The following is an 18,289-nucleotide window of genomic DNA, read 5'->3' on the forward strand; positions in this document are numbered from 1 at the left end:
ACAAGCAAGAAATCTATTGTCTTGCATCTTGCATCTTTTCTCTAAAAAAATTAAAGAAATGAGTTTACCTTTTTATATAGTTGATGTTTTTACTGATAAAAAATATGCCGGAAATCAATTGGCTGTTTTTTTAGAGGTTGGCAGTTTGAGTTCAGAAGAAATGCAAAAGATTGCACGTGAAATTAATTTTGCGGAAAGCACATTTATAACAAAACTGGATAGAGCAAACAACAGTGCCGACGTTAAAATTTTTACACCAGCACATGAAATGCAATTTGCTGGTCATCCTATTATTGGAACTTCGTGGGTTTTGATGAATAAAGTCTTTGAGAATTCGCCTGAGAATATAAAATTAAATGTTCCGATAGGACCCATTGCCATTCATAAAACAGAAGAGCTGATTTGGTTAAAAGCAGCTCAGCCTAAATTTTGGGATATTTTTTCGAAAGAAGATTTTACAGGATTCAGCAATCTGAAAAAAGAGGATTTTGAAAATCAATTTCCAATTCAGGAAGTTACAACCGGTAGTGCTTTTGTAATGGTAGGATTAAGTAGTAAAAGAGCGCTGGAAAATTTGGTTTTGGATAAAGACAAAACAGATGAATGGCTAATAAAGCATTGTAAAACAGCACACAGAGGCTTGTATTTCTATTATTTAGAAGATTCAAAATTGTTTAGCAGAATGTTGTGCATTGAGCACAATCAATTGGTTGAAGATGCAGCCACCGGAAGCGCAAGTACATGTCTGCAGGCTTTTCTGCTAAAGTATCATAAACCTGAATTTGAATTGACTAATTATCAGGGAGATTATATTGGTCGTCCGTCTCAGATTTACTTCAAAGGGAAATTAACAGATAATCAATTTGATATTCAGATTGGAGGAAAAGCGCAGTACGTTGCAAAAGGAGAGTGGGAAGCTTAGTTCAGGAGAATAGAGTATAGAAAATAGAAAATAGAAAATAGAAAATAGAAAATAGAGTATAGAATATAGAGTATAGAATATAGAATATAGATTGGAAAGCAAAGATTGGAAGTCTATTCTCTTTTACTCTTTGTTCTTTTCTCTAAAAAAAATAAAGTATGAAAATTAAATGCCAAAATAAAACCATCATTTTACTGCTGTTGTTTGCTGTTCAGCTTTCGTTTGCTCAAAATAAAAATGAAAGCATCGGGACAGAAACAGTGAATGTGGTAAAACCTTATTCGCCAACTATTTCAGATGCTTTTAAAGTGAAAGAAACTCCTTCGCTTGACGATAGCGGAAATCAGCCAAAAGAGACTATTAAATATAGTATTTTGTCGGTTCCGGTGGCATCAACTTTTACGCCTTCAAAAGGAAAGGCAGAAGGGGTTGAAAAATCAAGAAAAGAAAGATTGTTCAATAATTATGCAACGCTGGGAGTTGGAAATTATGGGACTTTGAATGCTGAATTATTTGTAACACAAGAGCTAGGAAACAACGATTATTTGGCAGGAATGTTTCGTCATCATTCTTCGCAAGGCGGAATCAAAGATGTGAATCTGAATGATGAATTTTATGATACGGCTTTGAATGTGGGTTATGGTGTAAATAATCGCGATATGTCCTGGGCAGTAGATTTAGGATATCAAAATCAAGTGTACAATTGGTATGGTTTGCCAACTGATTTTGGAATGACTTTGCCACCAGAAACACAAGAAGATTTAATTAGAGGAATTAACCCAAATCATTCTTATAACACGATTTCGTTAGGTGGAAATATAGAATTCAATGAAGGAATTTTTAATAAAATTGATACAAGATTTACACATTTTTCAGATAGTTTCTCTTCTTCAGAAAATAGATTTTATCTGAAACCTTCTTTCAAGGTGGATGTAATGGATCAATCGATCAATACAAATATTATTGTGGATCACGTAAGTGGATCTTTCGAGAATAATTATGAGCGTACTAATTTAGAACCTGTAAAATACAGCTTAACTAATTTTGGAATCGAGCCAAGTTTTGTAGTTCATGAAAATGATTGGACATTAGAATTAGGAGCAGGATTGTATTACGGGCTAGATTCTGAAAACAGCGGAAACAAGTTTTATATCTATCCAAAAGTAAATGCTTCGTATAAATTAGTGGGCGATTTAATGATTTTCTACACTGGAGTAAATGGTAGTTTAAATCAAAACTCTTATGCTGATTTTGTGACTCAAAATCCATTTTTATCTCCAACTTTAAACATGAGACCGACAAGTAATCAATATAATGTATTTGCTGGTTTAAAAGGGAAATTGGCAAACAATATCAATTATAATTTGACTGGTTCTTATCTAAATGAAAAGGATAAGGCTTTGTTTAAAAGCAATGATTATACAGAGAATTTTAATAACCAGAATTATGCTTTCGGAAACTCTTTTGGAGTGGTTTATGATGACGTAAGAACGCTGCGTTTTTATGCCGAATTAAAAGCTGATTTTTCTAAAAATGTTTCTTTCGGAATCAACGGAACTTTTAACAGTTATAAACAAGATGGTCTAGAGGCATGGAATTTACCTTCAATGAAATTAAGTTCTAATCTTGATGTTAATATTACCAAACAATGGTACGCTGGTTTAAATGTTTTCTATGTGGGAGAACGTAAAGACATGCAGACTAATCTGGATGTTACAACGCTTGGTGTTCCGGTGACTTTAAAAAGCTATTTTGATGCCAATGCACACTTAGGATACAAATACAGCGAACGATTGACTTTCTTCTTAAAATTGAATAATATAGGAAATCAGGCTTACGAGAGATGGTTAAATTACCCGGTTCAGGGATTCCAGGTTTTAGTAGGCGGAAATTATAAATTCGATTTTTAAAAGAAGTTTGCCACGAAGGTGCTAAGGTACAATGTTTATTATTAAATAATTTTTAGCCACGAATTCACGAAGTAAATTAATATTTTATTCGTGAATTCGTGGCTAAGTTTTTTTTACGATCTTTGCGACTTAGCGCCTTCGTGGCAAAAACACGTATGACTTTCAAACTAAAAATACATTCCTATTATTTACAAATGGTTCAGGATCGAATAGATGTTTTTAGAGACATGATTTCGGCTTTGACCGAAGATTCTAAAAACGATGCTAAAGGTTCTGCAGGCGATAAGCATGAAACCGCTTTGTCAATGATGCATATCGAGCAGGAGAAACTAACCAATAAACTAAAAGAAGCTATTACTCAAAAAGCTGTTTTAGATAAAATTGATGCCTCAAAAACAACAGAGAATATTATTTCCGGAAGTTTGGTTAAAGCCAATGGAATTCATTTGTATTTGAGTGTAGCGCTTCCTAAGATTTCAATTGACGGAATTAATGTAATTGCACTTTCTCCGCAATCTCCTTTGGGTTCGCATTTAATGGGGAATAAAGTTGGGTTTCAATTTGAAATTAATAAGACACATTATACTATTGAGACTGTTGAATAATTTAATTGAGGATTGAATAAAGAATAATTTCTGAACAGCTTGTATTCTTCTCGTTGAATACTTTTCAATGTTTCTTTAAAATATCAAAAAATAGTTCAAGGATCTCTTTAAAAACTTGGATTTTGTACTGCATTTATCCCTGAAATTTGAAATTTTAAAGTTTGGGGCTTTTTTTTGTGTTAAAATTTTACTTTTTGTATGTAAAAATTAAATTATGGTTTTAAATTGTAACTGAAATTGATATTTATGTTTTTCAATTGTAATCAATACTGCATCTTTGCCCTATCAAAATAAAATTTACAATTAAAAATATATAATTATGTGCGGAATCGTATGTGCCTTTGATCTAAAACAAAAAGCCGAGACTTTAAGACCTCAAGTATTAGAAATGTCTAAAATTATTCGTCACCGTGGACCAGACTGGAGCGGGATTTATAGTAATGATAAAGCAATTCTTTCTCATGAGCGTTTGGCTATTGTTGATCCAGCGTCTGGGAAACAACCTTTATTTACAGAGGATAAAAAGTTGGTTTTGGCTGCTAACGGCGAAATTTACAACCACAGGGATTTACGTAAACAATTTGAAGGAAAATATAACTTTCAGACTGAAAGTGACTGCGAAGTGATCCTGGCTCTTTACAGAGAAAAAGGACCTCACTTTGTAGATGAAATGAACGGAATCTTCGGATTTGCAATTTATGATGTTGATAAAGACGAGTATTTTATTGCACGTGACCATATGGGAATTATTCCTTTATACATTGGTTGGGATCAACACGGAACTTTTTATGTAGCTTCTGAATTAAAAGCTTTGGAAGGATATTGTACAAAAATTCAATTGTTTCCTCCTGGACACTATATGACAAGCAAAGACGGTGAATTTGTACAATGGTACAAAAGAGACTGGACAGAATATGATGCTGTAAAAGACAATGAAACTAGTATTCCTGAAATCAAAAAAGCGCTTGAAGCAGCAGTTCACAGACAATTAATGAGTGATGTTCCTTACGGAGTTCTACTTTCTGGAGGTTTAGATTCGTCTATTACTTCGGCTGTAGCCAAAAAATTTGCACAAAAACGTATTGAATCAGATGATACTACAGATGCCTGGTATCCGCAATTACACTCTTTTTCAGTTGGATTAGAAGGTTCTCCTGATTTAGCAGCTGCGCAAGTTGTGGCAAAACATATCGGAACAATTCACCACGAAATTAAGTTTACAATCCAAGAAGGATTAGATGCAGTTCGTGATGTAATTTACAACCTTGAAACGTATGATGTGACTACAGTTAGAGCTTCAACTCCAATGTGGTTAATGGCGAGAGTTATTAAATCAATGGGAATTAAAATGGTTCTTTCTGGTGAAGGTGCGGATGAATTGTTCGGAGGATATTTATACTTCCACAAAGCACCAAATGCAAGAGAATTTCACGAAGAAAACGTTCGTAAATTAGGAAAACTTCATATGTATGATTGTTTAAGAGCAAACAAAAGTTTGGCCGCCTGGGGAATCGAAGGTCGTGTTCCGTTTTTAGATAAAGAATTTATGGATGTTGCAATGCGCATCAACCCACAAGATAAAATGATCAACAAAGAACACCCGATGGAAAAATGGGTAGTTCGTAAAGCTTTTGAAGATATGTTGCCGGAAAGTGTAGCATGGAGACAAAAAGAGCAATTTTCTGATGGAGTAGGATACAGCTGGATTGATACTTTGAAAGAAGTAGTAGCGAAAGAAGTTTCAGATGAACAATTGGCAAATGCGAGATTTAAATTCCCATTACAAACACCAACTTCTAAAGAAGAATATTATTACCGTTCTATTTTTGCTGAACATTTCCCAAGTGATGCGGCCGCTTTATGTGTACCTCAGGAAGCAAGTGTTGCTTGTAGTACAAAAATCGCTTTAGAATGGGATGAAGCTTTCAAAAACATGAATGATCCTTCTGGTAGAGCAGTAGCAAGTGTACATGATGATGCTTACGAGAAAGCATAAAAAAATGAATTTTGAATTTAGTATATATTAAGTAAAGACGTTCTCTATTTTTAGAGGACGTTTTTTGTCTCTTAAATTATTTAAGTTCATAATTTCAACTACTTAGGATCTTTTTTTAGTAATATTTTAACTTTCTTTTTTATATTTGACATTTGTTGAAAAAGAGTTAAATCTACAAGATTAAGGAAGGATTTTCAGAGAAAAGCAGGAATAATAATTAGTTTTGCTGAACGTTGAGATAATAATCAACTTTTAAAGTTAATTCACTTCATGAGGGGAGTGAAAAATTAATAATAAAAAATAGAATTTTATGTCTGGATTATTGGCAGTTATTGGTAAAGGAAAAGATCCAAAACTTGTAAAAGAGCTTTCTAAAAGAATGTCGCATCGAGGTCCCGATGAGAATGATATGCGTATAATGGCAAACGGGAGTGTTATTTGTCATGAAAGTTTATCAATTGTTGACTTACACACGGGTAAGCAACCGATTCAGGGAACAAATAATGCATGGATGGTTCATGATGGCGAAATTTATAACTATCAGGAATTAAAAAACACTGTTTTAAAGGAGCATACATTTAGAACAAAATCAGATTCAGAAGTTATTGTCCATTTGTACGAGGAATTTGGATACAATTTCTGTAATATGCTTGATGGTGATTTTGCTTTCGTGGTTAGTGATGGTGATGATTATATTGCTGGAAGAGATCCAATTGGAGTAAAACCGTTGTATTATGGACTGGATGAAAGAGGAAGAATTTATTTTTCTTCAGAAATGAAATCAATTGCCGATCAGTGTAAATCATTTTCAACTTTCCCTCCGGGACATTATTACACTGCTAAAACAGGTTTTGTGAAATATTACCGACCTGAATATGAAGATCATGTAAAAGCGGTAGAAAATCTTAATTTAGATTTGATTCGCGACACTTTAGTCGAGGCTACCCGTAAACGGTTAATGAGTGAAGCTCCTCTTGGTGTTTTGTTATCAGGCGGTTTAGATTCTTCTTTGATTTCGTCAATTGCAGCTAGAATATATGCTGAAAACGGTAAAAGACTACCTTCATTTTCTATCGGATTAGGTGTTGATTCGCCTGATAATATTGCTGCCAGAAAAGCTGCAGAATTTTTAGGAACAGAACATCACGAAATACACTTTTCTGTACAAGAAGCTGTTGAAATAATTGAAAAAGTGATTTATCATATTGAAACTTATGATATTATCTCGGTAAGAGCTGGTGTTCCAATGTATTTGTTATCAAAAGCAATTAGTGAAAAAGGAATAAAAGTGATTCTATCAGGTGAAGGCGCCGATGAGATTTTTGGCGGTCATTTGTATTTTAGAAATGCACCATCTACAGAAGAATTTCAGGATGAAACAATTGAACGAGTTCAGAAATTGTTTACTGCCGATTTATTGCGTGCCGATAAAACAACAATGGCAGTAGGTTTAGAAGCAAGAATTCCATTTTTGGATACAACGTTTTTGGATGTTGCTATCCGCATTAAAACAGAGGAAAAACAACCGAAAACCTACGATGGTATCGAAAAATATATTTTAAGAAAGGCATTTGACACACCCGAAAATCCCTATTTACCAACAGAAGTTTTGTGGAGACAAAAAGAACAGTTTTCAGACGGAGTTGGTTACAATTGGGTTGATGAATTAATTGAATATTGTGCTGAACAGGTTTCAGATGAACAATTGGCCGGAGCGGCGGCGGAATTCCCATACAACTCACCAACAACAAAAGAAGCTTATTTCTATAGATCTATTTTCCATAAATATTATCCACAAGTTAGCGCTGCTCAAACAGTACGTAAATGGATTCCGAAATGGCAGGACAATCAGGATCCGAGTGGTAGGGCAAATTCAGCACACGTAAATGCAGATAAGGAGATTTCGAAAACTAGGGTGGTTGTTTAAAAAAAACAGATTTTGAATTCCAAAAACCAATTTTTGGAACCTAGTAATAATAATATAAAAACTGAAACTAAGCAGTAAATGCTGGTTTCAGTTTTTTTATGATGTCATTGGAATTTAAATTTTGGAATTTTGTTTTTCTATAAATTGCTAAAACTAAGTTAATAAGGTTTTTTGTTATTTAAGAAAAATACTATATTTGATTACCAATAACAATTTATTCTAATAATCAAACACAATCTATGAGAAACCTATTACTAAGTGGAATTTTGTACTGCTCATTCGTTTCGTTGAGTTCAGTTTATGCGCAAAAATCTGAAATGCCCAAATACATCACCAATGTAGAAGGTGTTAAAGAATATTCTTTAAATAACGGATTAAAAGTTCTTTTGATTCCAGATGCTTCTCAAAGCAATATGGTGGTCAATATTGTTTACAGTGTAGGTTCCAGAAACGAAGGTTATGGAGAAAAAGGTATGGCGCATTTATTAGAGCATATGCTATTTAAAAGTACCAAGAACCTGGGTGATATTAAAAAAATGCTTTCTGATAAAGGAGGGGCTGCAAACGGAACTACCTGGTTAGATAGGACTAATTACTACGAAATTTTTCCATCAAACGATGAAAATTTAAAATGGAGTATCGAAATGGAAGCGGATCGAATGATTAATGCAACTATTTTACAAACAGATCTTGATAAAGAGTTTTCAGTAGTACGAAACGAATTTGAAATAGGCGAAAATAATCCGGATGGCGTTTTGCAGGAACGAATTCTTTCAACAGCTTATTTGTGGCACAATTACGGAAATAGTACTATTGGAAGCAAAGAAGATATAGAAAGAGTTAAAGCAAATACGCTTAGAGTTTTTTATGAAAAATACTATCAGCCAGACAATGCAACTTTAATTATCGCAGGTAAATTTGATGAGCAAAAAGCGTTGCAATATGTTGGGCAATATTTAGGAGCTATTCCTAGACCAAAAAGAGTCTTAGATAAAACATATACAATTGAACCAGCTCAGGATGGAGAAAAATTCGTAGAGCTTAACAGAGCTGGAGACAGTAAAAATGTAGGAGCCTTGTATCATACTGTTCCTTATGCAGACAAAGATTTTGCCGCCATTGATGCTTTGGGAGAAATTTTGACCGCTGATCCATCGGGCTATTTGTATAAAACTTTGGTTGAAACTCAAAAAGTTTCAAGTTTATATGTTTGGCAGCCAAATGTTAGAGATGCAAGTTTTATGTATTTTGGTGTTGCGGTTCCTAATGACAAAGATATTAAGGCTACGAGAGATATAGTAAGAACGGAATTAGATAAAATACCGACTACTAAATATACGGATCAGGACGTAAGCAGAGCCAAAGCAAAGATTATTAAACAAATTGAAGGTGTTAAAAACAATACTATTTCTTTTGCAATTAATCTAACAGAAATTATTGGAGCAGGTGACTTTAGATTAGGTTACTTGTATAGAGATGCAGTCGAAAAATTAACAAAAGAAGATATTCAAAGAGTTGCTGAAAAATATTTCAGAAGTAATAACAGAACGGTTGGAATATTTATTCCTTCAAAAGAGGAGCAAAGAGTAAAATCTGTTGAATATACAGATGAGCAAGTGCTTGCTTTAACTAAAGATTACAAAGGGAAGGCTTTAGAGAAAGAAGCAGCTGCATTTGAAGCTTCTATTAAAAATTTAAAGCAGAATTTTGCTGAAGGTAAATTAAGTAATGGAGTAAAATACGGTTTGATCAAAAAGGAAATAAAAGGAGGTAAAGTTCAGGCCAATTTTAAATTTCCAGTGAGTAATGAAAAAGATTTATCAGGTAAAACAGATACTGGCGGAATTCTTGCGCAATTATTAAAGACAGGAACTAAAACCAGAACAAAAGAGCAAATCCAGGACCGATTGGATCAATTAAAGTCTAGTATTTACTTTAACTTTTCAGGACAAACTTTGTCGGTTAACATTAGTACCTATAAAGAAAGTTTTAAAGAGGTGATGGAGATTTTGAATGATTTGCTTGTTAACTCTACTTTCCCGGAAAATGAATTAACAAAAACGATTACTGAATATAATACTTATTTGGAATCGAATCTTAATGATCCTCAAACGGTCGCTTTTACTGAGCTTTCAAGACAAGCTACAAAATATGATAAGTCAAGTATTTTTTATACACCAACTATTCAGGAGCAGATAGATGCTTTTAAAAAGATAAAACAAACTGAGATAGTTGATTTTTACAAAAACATTCTTGGTGGAAATAATGGTATTGGAAGTGTAGTGGGAGATTTGGAAGCAAAATCTACAGTTGAGATTTTAGAAAATACCTTTGGAAAATGGAATTCTAAATCAAAATATGAGTTAGCTAAGCCTACTTATTTTGAAACAAAAGTACTGGATAAGGATTATATCACCCCTGATAAAGAAAATGCAGTAGCGCTTGGTAGGATTGGTTTTAAAATGACCAGAAGCAGTGCCGATTATCCAGCGTTTGTAATGGCTAATGAAATATTAGGAAGTGGAGGTTTTTTAAGTGCAAGAATTCCAATGAGATTAAGAGAAAAAGAAGGAATCAGTTATGGGGCGGGCTCGTTTATTGATGTGCCTATTACAAGTGATGTTGCTTCATGGTCGTATTATGCATTTTTAAATCCGACTAAAAAGAGTGCAGTTGAAATGGCTACAAAAGAAGAAATTTCAAAAGCATTAAAAGATGGGTTTACTGCCGAAGAACTAAAATCAAACCTGGTTAGCTGGCAGAATGAAAGAAAAACGAGATTAGGAAGTGATGACACTTTAATGAATCTTGTAAATACTTATTTGCAATACGGTGTTCCATTGGAAGACTATGATGACTTAGAAAATAAAGTTAAAGCATTAAAAGTAGAAGAAGTTAATGCCGTTTTGAAGAAATATTTAAGTTTAGATAAAATGACGTCTGTTTATGCAGGAGATTTTAATAAAAAACTATAAAGGAGGAAAAATGCAATTTTAGAAAAATCCAAATTCCAATTTGGGTTACATTATAGAATCCGAAATGACATGAAAATGTGGTTTCGGATTTTGTTTTTTCAGGATTGTTTATGGTTTGAAACGGGGCTTTATTTTTTTTAAATTTCATTTAAGATTTAGAATTTCAAAAAAACAGAAATTAAAATCGATTGTTCCTTTTTTAATTGACTTTTTTTGATAATATGTTAATAACTTAAGTGCTTTAAATAGGAATTTAACTGATATATAATTTGCGTTTTTATATATTTGCGTGTTAGACAATAATTACATTTTTTAGAATAAATTATATGAGCGAAGAAATCAAGAAGAACAATTATTCAGCAGATAGTATTCAGGCATTAGAAGGAATGGAGCACGTAAGAATGCGTCCATCGATGTATATAGGAGATGTGGGGGTTCGAGGTCTACATCATTTGGTTTATGAGGTTGTTGATAACTCTATTGATGAGGCGATGGGAGGACATTGTGATACCATTGGTGTTGCAATAAACGAAGACGGTTCGGTAACAGTTGAAGATAACGGTCGTGGTATTCCAGTTGATTTACATAAAAAAGAAGGAGTTTCTGCACTTGAAGTTGTAATGACTAAAATTGGTGCAGGAGGTAAATTTGATAAAGATTCTTATAAAGTTTCCGGAGGTTTGCACGGTGTTGGGGTGTCGGTTGTAAACGCACTTTCTGTTCATATGAAATCTACTGTTTTTAGAGACGGTAAAATCTACGAGCAAGAATACGAAAGAGGAAAATCATTATATCCGGTAAAACAAATCGGAGAAACAGATAAAAGAGGTACGCGTCAGACTTTTTACCCTGATAATACCATTTTTACTCAGACTACAGAGTTCTCTTATGATACTTTGTCAGCTCGTATGCGTGAACTTTCTTTCTTAAATAAAGGAATCACAATTACTTTTACAGACAAAAGAGAAGTTGATGAAAAAGGAGAATTTAAAGTTGAAGTTTTTCATTCTGATGAAGGTCTTAAAGAATATATTCGTTATTTAGATGGTAACCGTGAGCCAATTATTTCTCACGTTATCAGCATGGATAATGAAAAAGGCGAAATTCCGGTTGAAGTTGCCTTGATTTATAATACAAGTTATACAGAGAATATTTTCTCTTACGTAAATAATATTAACACTCACGAAGGAGGAACGCATTTACAAGGTTTTAGAAGTGGTTTGACAAGAACTCTTAAAAAATACGCAGATGCTTCTGGGATGTTGGATAAATTGAAATTCGAAATTGCGGGAGATGACTTCCGTGAAGGACTAACAGCTATTATTTCGGTAAAAGTTGCAGAACCACAATTCGAAGGACAAACAAAAACTAAGCTTGGAAACAGAGAAGTAGTTTCTCCGGTTTCTCAGGCAGTTGGGGAAATGTTAGAGAATTATTTGGAAGAAAATCCAAATGATGCCCGTATCATCATTCAAAAAGTAATTCTGGCGGCTCAAGCTCGTCACGCTGCTAAAAAAGCGCGTGAAATGGTGCAGCGTAAAACCGTTATGGGTGGCGGTGGATTGCCGGGAAAACTTTCAGATTGTTCTGAGCAGGATCCTGCAAGATGTGAGGTTTACCTTGTCGAGGGAGATTCGGCTGGTGGAACAGCAAAACAAGGTCGTGATCGTAACTTTCAGGCGATTTTGCCTTTACGTGGTAAGATTCTGAACGTGGAGAAAGCGATGCACCATAAAGTATTTGAAAACGAAGAGATTCGTAATATATTTACTGCTTTAGGAGTTACAGTAGGAACTGCAGAAGACAGTAAAGCATTAAATCTGGAAAAATTAAGATATCATAAAGTGATTATCATGTGTGATGCCGATGTCGATGGTAGTCACATTTCTACCTTAATATTAACGTTCTTCTTCCGTTTCATGAAAGAGCTTATTGAAGAAGGTCACGTTTATATCGCAGCTCCACCTTTATACTTAGTTAAAAAAGGGAATAAAAAAGAGTATGCATGGAATGATGTTCAACGTGATCAGGCAAATGAGAGAATGGGAGGAAGTGCGGCGATCCAACGTTATAAAGGTCTTGGAGAGATGAACGCGGAGCAATTATGGGAAACTACAATGGATCCGAGTTTCAGAACTTTGCGTCAGGTAACGATTGATAGTTTGGCCGAAGCAGACAGAGTTTTCTCAATGTTAATGGGTGATGAAGTCCCACCGCGTAGAGAATTTATCGAGAAAAATGCTGTTTACGCAAATATCGATGCATAATAAAAAAGTTTAGCCTTCAATTCGTTTAATTGTTTAAATTTACTTAAACGATTAAACGAATTGTCGTTTCTAAAATAAATTAATTAATAACCGATAAAGTATAAAATATGAAAGTTACCATTGTAGGAGCAGGAAATGTTGGAGCTACATGTGCAGATGTTATTTCTTATAGAGGAATTGCCAGCGAAGTAGTGTTGTTGGATATTAAAGAAGGTTTTGCCGAAGGGAAAGCGTTGGATATTATGCAATGCGCTACCAATACAGGTTTTAATACCAAAGTATCAGGTGTAACCAATGATTATTCTAAAACAGCAGGAAGTGATGTAGTAGTAATTACCTCAGGAATTCCAAGAAAACCAGGAATGACACGTGAAGAATTAATAGGTATTAATGCAGGAATTGTAAAAACAGTTGCTGAGAATGTATTAAAGCATTCGCCAAATACTATTATAGTTGTTGTTTCGAATCCAATGGATACGATGACGTATTTAGCTTTGAAATCCACCGGGTTACCAAAAAACAGAATTATTGGTATGGGTGGTGCTTTAGATAGTTCTCGTTTCAGAACTTATTTGTCTTTGGCTTTAGACAAACCGGCAAATGATATTTCAGCAATGGTAATTGGAGGTCATGGTGATACTACAATGATTCCGTTGACGCGTTTAGCATCTTATAATGGAATTCCAGTAACAGAATTTCTTTCAGAAGAGGCGTTGCAAAAGGTTGCTGCTGATACTATGGTAGGAGGAGCAACACTTACAGGTCTTTTAGGTACATCAGCATGGTATGCGCCAGGAGCTTCTGTGGCTTATCTAGTTGATAGTATATTGAATGACCAAAAGAAAATGATTGCCTGTTCTGTTTTTGTTGAAGGAGAATACGGACAAAATGATATATGTATTGGAGTACCTTGTATTATAGGTAAGAATGGTGTAGAAGAAATTTTGGACATTCAGTTAAATGATAATGAAAAGGCTTTATTTGCTAAAAGTGCAGATGCAGTAAGAGGCATGAATGATGCCTTAAAGTCGATTTTAGTATAAAGAATTTGGTAAAAAAAGGAAAAGGCTGCACTTTTGCAGTCTTTTTTTTGAGATTAATTAATAAATAAATTGGTTAATCTTTTCGAGAATTATATATTTGCTCGGTTTAAAAAAAATGTTGTAATTCGTGATCTGGTTTTTTAGTTTTAAAAAATGATGTCAGGGCTTATTTTATGGGACTTTAAAACAAAAACAAACAATAAAACATAATTAATTTTTAGTAATAATGCAGAATAAAGGACTTATTAAATTTTTCGCAATTCTATTTGCATTGGTAAGTATTTACCAACTTTCGTTCACTTTTGTGGCAAACAGCGTCAAAAGTGAAGCTAAAGCTTTTGCAGGAGACAATCCTGATAAAGAGCTAAAATATTTAGATTCTATTGGTAAAGTAGAGGTACTAAATCTTGGTTTTACAAATTTTACTTATGATGAAGTAAAAAACAAACAATTAAATAAAGGTCTTGACTTAGAAGGAGGAATCAACGTAATTCTTCAAATCTCTGTTAAGGATGTATTGAAAGGATTGTCAAACAATTCTAAAAATCCGGTATTTAATAAATCATTAGCTGATGCGACTGCAAATTTAGAAGGAAACAAAACCTATTTAAATAAGTTTTTTGAGGCATTTGAAGCAAACTCAAACGGAACTACAAAATTAGCTTCGCCAGATATCTTTGCAAACAGAAGCTTACAAGGTGAAGGTGGAATTGATTTCCAAATGACTGATGCGCAAGCTCAAAAAGTAATTAAGAAAAAAGTTGATGAGTCTATCGAAAGTGCTTACAAAGTATTAAGAGAGCGTATTGACAAATTTGGTGTAACTCAACCAAACATTCAAAAATTAGGAGAAACTGGAAGAATTTTAGTTGAGCTTCCAGGTGCTAAAGATGTTGATAGAATCAAGAAATTATTAGGTGGAAAAGCTCAATTAGAGTTTTGGGAAACTTATAAAATTGAAGAAATTGGAAACTTCTTAGTTGCTACTAACGAAGCTTTGAAAAAAACTGAAGTTAAAAAAACAGAAACTAAAGCAGTTGCTAAAGATTCATTGAATGCTTTATTGACTGATGCTAAAGATTCTGTTGATGTTAAAAAAGGAAACAACCCGTTATTTGACAAAATATTAGGTCAGGGTGGTGGACCAGTTTTAGCTTACTTTGCTCCAAAAGATACTGCTACTATCAATGCTTATTTTAAAAGACCAGAAATTAGAGTTTTATTGGCTGCTGACCAACACAATGCAAAATTTGTATGGAGTAAACCAACTACTTTAAAAGATGCTAAAGGAAAAGAAGTTGAAGCAGTTGAATTATATGCTTTAAAAGGAAACAGAGATAACGTACCTGCTATGAGCGGTGGTGTTGTTACTGATGCAAAAGATACTTTTGACCAATTAGGAAAACCAGCTGTTTCTATGCAAATGAACAGCCAGGGTGCTAAAGTTTGGGAAGAATTGACAGGTAGAGCTTTTGCTCAAAAAAGTTATATTGCTATTGTTTTAGATAACATTGTATATTCTGCTCCTGGTGTTACTAGTGGTCCAATCGCTGGAGGAAGATCTGAAATTACAGGTTCTTTTGATGTGGCTGAAACTAAAGATTTAGCAAACGTATTGAATGCAGGTAAATTGCCAGCTTCTGCAGATATTATCCAATCAACTGTTGTAGGACCATCTTTAGGTCAGGCTGCAATTGATGCTGGTACAATTTCATCTGTATTAGGATTTTTATTAGTTTGTTTATGGATGGTATTCTATTATGGTAAAGCAGGTTGGTATGCTAACCTTGCGTTATTATTAAACTTACTATTCTTGTTTGGAATTATGGCAAGTTTTGGTTTTGTATTAACATTACCAGGTATTGCAGGTATCGTATTAACATTAGGTACTGCGGTAGATGCTAACATTATTATATTTGAAAGAGCAAAAGAAGAATTGCGTGAAGGAAAATCATTGTCTGAGGCTGTTGTTGCTTCTTACGGATGGCACGGTGCAATGCGTTCTATTATTGATGCAAACGTAACTCACGTTTTAACTGGAGCAATCTTGTTTATTTTTGGAACAGGACCAATTAAAGGTTTTGCTTTAACATTGTTAATTGGTATCGTAACTTCATTGTTTACATCAATTTTTATCGCGAGAATTTTCATTGACAGAAATATTGCTGGAAAAGGTGATTTAACTTTTTCTACTAATATTACTAAAAACTGGTTTACTAATTTCCATTTTGACTTTATCAAAATCAAAAAATTCACTTATATCTTCTCTTCTATTGTAGTTGTGGTAAGTTTGATTTCTATCTTCTTCGTAAACGGATTAGATGAAGGTGTTGATTTTGTTGGAGGAAGAACTTTCCAGGTTAAATTTGAAAAGCCAGTAGATGCTACAGTTGTTTCAGATGAATTATCTACTGCTTTTGGAACTCCTGTTGAAGCTAAAATTTTAGGTGATGATGATCAGTTGAAAATCACTACTAAGTATAAGATTAAAGAAGACGGTGTTGCTGTTGATGAAGAAGTGAACAAAAAATTATATGATGCATTAGCGAAATATTTCCCTAATGTTTCTTATGAGAAATTCACTAACACATTTGATGGTAAAAAAGTTGGAGTATTGCAATCTTCTAAAGTTGGAGCTTCTATCTCTGAAGATATCAAAACAAACTCATACTGGGCTGTTCTTGGTGCGATGGCAGTTATTTTCTTATACTTAATGATTTCTTTCCGTAAATGGCAATATTCATTAGGTGCGATAGCAGCTGTTGCGCATGACGTAATCTTTGTGTTAGGAATCTACTCTTTATGTTATAAATTCATGCCTTTCCATATGGAAATGGATCAGCACTTTATTGCTGCGATTCTTACCGTTATTGGATACTCTATGAATGATACCGTAATTGTATTTGACAGAATTAGAGAGTTTATTATCGGAAACCGTAAAGGTAGTTTTGAAGATATCGTAAACGCTTCTATTAATACTACATTATCAAGAACGTTGAATACGTCATTAATGATGATCATTGTATTATTAACGATGTTTATCTTTGGAGGAGAATCAATCAGAGGATTTATCTTTGCGATGTTAATTGGTATTGTTGTAGGTACTTATTCTTCATTATTTATTGCTACGCCAGTATTGGTTGATACAATTTCTAAAGATGATAAACATACAATCGAAGACAAACATAATCAAGCATAATTAACTGCTAGTTTATATATAAAAAAAGATCCAGTGAAAACTGGATCTTTTTTTTGTTCATTTTTTTAGTTCCAGTATTTAAATGTATTTATTATAGAGGTGGTTTGGTATTGTTCATGCTTTTATTTTATGTATATCGTTAGTTATTATGGATTGAATTAACTTTTTCCGATATAATGGTATCACGATTGATGAGTGGATTTTAATAGTTCTACATTCCTTTTGAAAAATAGATTTCTTATCTAGCCCCGATAGGAGCGATATCTCCCGATTTAGAAAAACAAGTTTCTTTAGTCGTAGTTTTTTTTAATCGGGAATATAGCGGATAGCAGAACTGAACGTTCTTTTGGAAAAGCTACTTTCTGCTCCTGAAAATAAAAATTAGGAGAAGGAACTTCAATAGATCAAAGGTGTTACAAGTTGTAAATGAATTTTCTATTTACTACTAACCCCAAAAAAAATCGCCCAATACTTAGTACTGGGCGATTTTCTATGTTATAATTGTATTTTAAGATGCTGCTAAAGGATTTCTTTGTGCTCTAATGATAAAGAAAAGACCGATAATGATAAAAGGGATGCTTAACCATTGTCCGGTTGAGAAATAGCCTAATTCTTCTTCAATTCCGCCTTGGCTTTCTTTTACGAACTCGACGATGAAACGTATAACAAATAAAAGAACTAGAAATAACCCGAATAAGAATCCTGATTTAAGTCTTGTATTTGTTTTCCAGTATAAGAAGTACAAAATGGCAAATACGAAAATATAGCAAATTCCTTCGTATAATTGAGTTGGATGCTTTGCAGGAACTTGCGCTAATAATTCAGCGAATTTTGGATCGTGTACAATTGCATTGTAAGCTTCTTTTGGATCTGCGATTTGAGTTGCATTTACGGCTTCAGCTTTACTGAATTTGTCGTGTAAAAAACGAATTCCAAATGCAGAAGAAGTTTCGTGTCCGATGATTTCAGAATTAAAAAAATTTCCTAAACGTACAAAAACAGCACCACTTGCCACCGGAATAACTACGCGGTCTAAAATCCATAATAAAGGGCGTTTCAGGATCTTTTTGCTGTAATAGTACATTGCGATAATGATTGCAATGGCTGCACCATGACTTGCAAGACCCTGGAAACCTGTGAATTCAAATTTAGGTTCAAATCTGAAAGGTAAAAAGATTTCAAGTAAATGATTTCTGAAATACTCCCAATCGTAAAATAAAACATGTCCTAAACGTGCGCCTGCTAAAGTTGCTAAAACGGTCCAAACAAATAAAGAGTCTAATTTATCAATGGATTCATTTTCGCGTTCGAAGATTTTTTTCATTAGGAACCATCCTAAACCAAAAGCAATTACGAACATTAGACTGTAATAGCGAATCATAAAAAATCCTAAATTGATTCCTTCTGAAGGGTTCCAAACAAGGTTTAAGGCGTGTGTCATGTAG

Annotated in this window: 10 protein-coding genes; 9 read left to right on the forward strand and 1 reads right to left on the reverse strand. The window is 33.7% G+C overall.

Going from position 1 to position 18,289, the window contains the following annotated elements:
- The first annotated feature begins 58 nt into the window (after positions 1 to 58).
- From Q7C23_RS15510 to secDF, 9 genes are all read left to right on the forward strand, one after another.
- A complete protein-coding gene (locus Q7C23_RS15510) occupies positions 59 to 922 on the forward strand; it encodes a PhzF family phenazine biosynthesis protein (protein ID WP_375033391.1) in 864 nt (287 codons plus the stop codon).
- A 158-nt stretch (positions 923 to 1,080) separates the two neighbouring features.
- Complete coding sequence (locus Q7C23_RS15515; RefSeq protein WP_375033392.1) at positions 1,081 to 2,832, forward strand: TonB-dependent receptor; 1,752 nt, start codon at positions 1,081 to 1,083, stop codon at positions 2,830 to 2,832.
- A 155-nt stretch (positions 2,833 to 2,987) separates the two neighbouring features.
- On the forward strand, positions 2,988 to 3,437 hold the full coding sequence (locus Q7C23_RS15520) for a hypothetical protein (RefSeq protein WP_375033393.1): 450 nt from the start codon (positions 2,988 to 2,990) through the stop codon (positions 3,435 to 3,437).
- Positions 3,438 to 3,756: 319 nt separating this feature from the next.
- Positions 3,757 to 5,433 (forward strand): asparagine synthase B, encoded by a 1,677-nt coding sequence (asnB, locus tag Q7C23_RS15525; protein WP_375033394.1) that lies wholly within the window; start codon positions 3,757 to 3,759, stop codon positions 5,431 to 5,433.
- 310 nt (positions 5,434 to 5,743) lie between these two features.
- Positions 5,744 to 7,360: an asparagine synthase B gene (asnB, locus tag Q7C23_RS15530; protein ID WP_375033395.1), complete on the forward strand. Its 1,617-nt coding sequence runs from the start codon at positions 5,744 to 5,746 to the stop codon at positions 7,358 to 7,360.
- A gap of 239 nt (positions 7,361 to 7,599) precedes the next feature.
- A complete protein-coding gene (locus Q7C23_RS15535) occupies positions 7,600 to 10,335 on the forward strand; it encodes a M16 family metallopeptidase (protein ID WP_375033396.1) in 2,736 nt (911 codons plus the stop codon).
- A gap of 326 nt (positions 10,336 to 10,661) precedes the next feature.
- The gene (gene gyrB / locus Q7C23_RS15540; RefSeq protein WP_375033397.1) at positions 10,662 to 12,602 is read left to right on the forward strand and encodes a DNA topoisomerase (ATP-hydrolyzing) subunit B; all 1,941 of its coding nucleotides are present in this window, start codon (positions 10,662 to 10,664) and stop codon (positions 12,600 to 12,602) included.
- Between the two features lie 107 nt (positions 12,603 to 12,709).
- Entirely contained in the window at positions 12,710 to 13,645 is a 936-nt protein-coding gene (gene mdh / locus Q7C23_RS15545) for a malate dehydrogenase (protein WP_072975713.1), read from the forward strand.
- Positions 13,646 to 13,871: 226 nt separating this feature from the next.
- Positions 13,872 to 16,844 (forward strand): protein translocase subunit SecDF, encoded by a 2,973-nt coding sequence (secDF, locus tag Q7C23_RS15550; RefSeq protein ID WP_375033398.1) that lies wholly within the window; start codon positions 13,872 to 13,874, stop codon positions 16,842 to 16,844.
- Between the two features lie 508 nt (positions 16,845 to 17,352).
- On the opposite strand, the gene lgt is transcribed toward secDF, so the two are convergent.
- A complete protein-coding gene (lgt, locus tag Q7C23_RS15555; protein ID WP_375033399.1) occupies positions 17,353 to 18,285 on the reverse strand; it encodes a prolipoprotein diacylglyceryl transferase in 933 nt (310 codons plus the stop codon).
- Between the last annotated feature and the right edge of the window lie 4 nt (positions 18,286 to 18,289).

The sequence above is a fragment of the Flavobacterium sp. LAR06 genome (genome assembly GCF_041946075.1).
GTDB lineage: Bacteria > Bacteroidota > Bacteroidia > Flavobacteriales > Flavobacteriaceae > Flavobacterium.